Source organism: Microbacterium sp. Bi128 (assembly GCF_918698205.1).
In genome coordinates this window covers 1-2,012 of the sequence record NZ_CAKKMM010000943.1, presented here as the reverse complement: position 1 = coordinate 2,012, position 2,012 = coordinate 1, and the positions used below count along the sequence as shown (strand labels likewise).

Annotated in this window: 1 protein-coding gene and 1 pseudogene; one reads left to right on the top strand and one right to left on the bottom strand. The window is 71.1% G+C overall.

Translation table 11 applies throughout. The features are described 5' to 3' along the window. Nucleotides 1-306: NAD(P)H-binding protein (locus tag LQV45_RS28305; protein ID WP_230010263.1), on the bottom strand; the 306-nt coding region annotated here is incomplete at its 3' end. Nucleotides 307-553: 247 nt separating this feature from the next. Here LQV45_RS28305 and LQV45_RS28300 point away from each other — a divergent pair. Then, nucleotides 554-2,012 (top strand): annotated as a pseudogene (locus tag LQV45_RS28300) (transcription-repair coupling factor); the annotation flags it as partial.

Here is a 2,012-nt window from a genome sequence, read left to right as displayed (position 1 = left end):
ATGGACCAGGTAGTACAGGACGTCGACGCCGTCGAGCGCCGCCTGCAGGGCGTCCCCGTCGTCGAGGCTGCTGTGGATCACCTCGACGTCGTCCAGCCAGGGCACGCCGGCAATCTTGGCCGGGGTGCGGACCACGACTTTGACCCTGTGCCCGGCTTCCAGGAGCCGGGGGACAAGCCGGCCGCCGATGTAGCCGGTGGCCCCGGTGACGAGCACGGTCTTAGGGGATGAGGCCTTCGCGGTGGCTGCCTGCGGGGCTGGAGCAGGGGTTCCAGCGGGTTCGGGGGTTGCGGTTGTGGCGTTCATGGTGACTCCTTGTCAGCCAGCAGTTGGCGGGTGGCCTACCAAGCCATTCGGTGCGCGGCCCGCGTTGGATGGGCCGCCCGCTCCTGAAGCCAGCCTAGCCCCGTCGGCGGCGCCCCGGGCAGGTCCCGCCGGCCGGGCCCGTCGGCGGGCCCCGAGGCTCCGCGGTAGGCTTGGAGGGCCCGGGATTCTCGCGAATTTCGGCTATTCGTGTTGCCTGCACCCCGTGATCCCATCAGGAGCAACAGCTATGAGCCTCAACGGCCCCTCTCTCACCGGTTTGCGCCGTGTCCTCGCCGAAGACCGGAACTACGCCCGGATCCAGGCCGAGGCCGCCCGCGGGTTCGCAGCCCGCAGCGAGGATTACCAGATCAGCGCCCCGGCCGGAATGCGGTCCACGCTGCTCGCGGAAATGGCGGACGGACTCGCGACCCTGGCGGGAAACGAAACCGGCTCTGCAGGGGCTGGCCGGGGAGTGCCCGTGGTCCTGGCCGTCACCGCGACCGGCCGCGAGGCCGAGGACCTGACCGAGGCCCTGCGCGCCTTCCTGCCGGCCGAGACGATCGCGGAGTTCCCCAGCTGGGAGACGCTGCCGCATGAGCGGCTCTCCCCGCGCTCGGACACCGTGGGCCGGCGGCTGTCTGTGCTGCGGCGGCTCGCGCACCCCGAATCATCCACCGCCGGTGCGCTGCGCGTGGTGGTAGCCCCCGTCCGCGCCGTCGTGCAGCCGATCGTCGCCGGCCTCGGCGAACTGGTGCCGGTGACCCTGACGGTCGGCCAGGACGCCCCCTTCAGCGGTGTCGTCAAGAGCCTCGCCGACGCCGCCTACGCCCGGGTGGACATGGTGACCCGCCGCGGCGAATTCGCCGTCCGCGGCGGCATGCTGGACGTCTTCCCGCCCACCGAGGACCACCCCATCCGGGTCGAGTTCTTTGGTGACGAGGTGGAGCAGATGCGCTGGTTCGCCGTCGCCGACCAGCGCTCGCTGACCGCGCCCGGCCTGCACCATCCCACCGAACTCCATGCCCCGCCGTGCCGCGAACTCCTGATCACACCCTCCGTCATGTCCCGCGCCGCGACCCTGAAGTCCCAGCTCCCGGCCGCCGCGGACATGCTGGAGAAAATCGCCGGCGGCATCGCCGTCGAGGGCATGGAATCGCTGGCCCCCGTGCTGGTGGACGCCATGGTGCCGTTCCTGGACCAGCTCCCGGCGGGTTCCATCGCGGTGGTGATCGAGCCGGAGAAGGTCCGCACCCGGGCCCACGACCTCGCTGCGACGAACGAGGAATTCCTCGAGGCCGCCTGGTCCACGGCGTCCGACGGCGGCACCGCACCTCTTGATCTGACCTCTGCGGCGTCCGAAGCGCTGCACTCGGCCAGCTTCCGTTCGCTGACCGAAACCCGCACCGCCGCCCTCGAGCACGGCGTCTCCTGGTGGTCCATCACCTCGCTGGCCAGCGACGAGGAGCTGCTGCCCGACGTCGACGTGCTGAACCTGCACGCCCGGGAACCCCGCGGCTACCAGGGCGACGTGGCGGAAATGATGGACTTCATCGGCTCCCGCGTCCGGGACCAGTGGCGGATCGTCGTGGTCACCGAGGGCCCGGGCCCGGCGCAGCGCCTCGCCGAACTCTTCCACGACAACGACATCCCGTGCGCGCGGGTGGACACGCTCGAGGCCGATCCGCAGGCCGGACTGATCGAGGTGA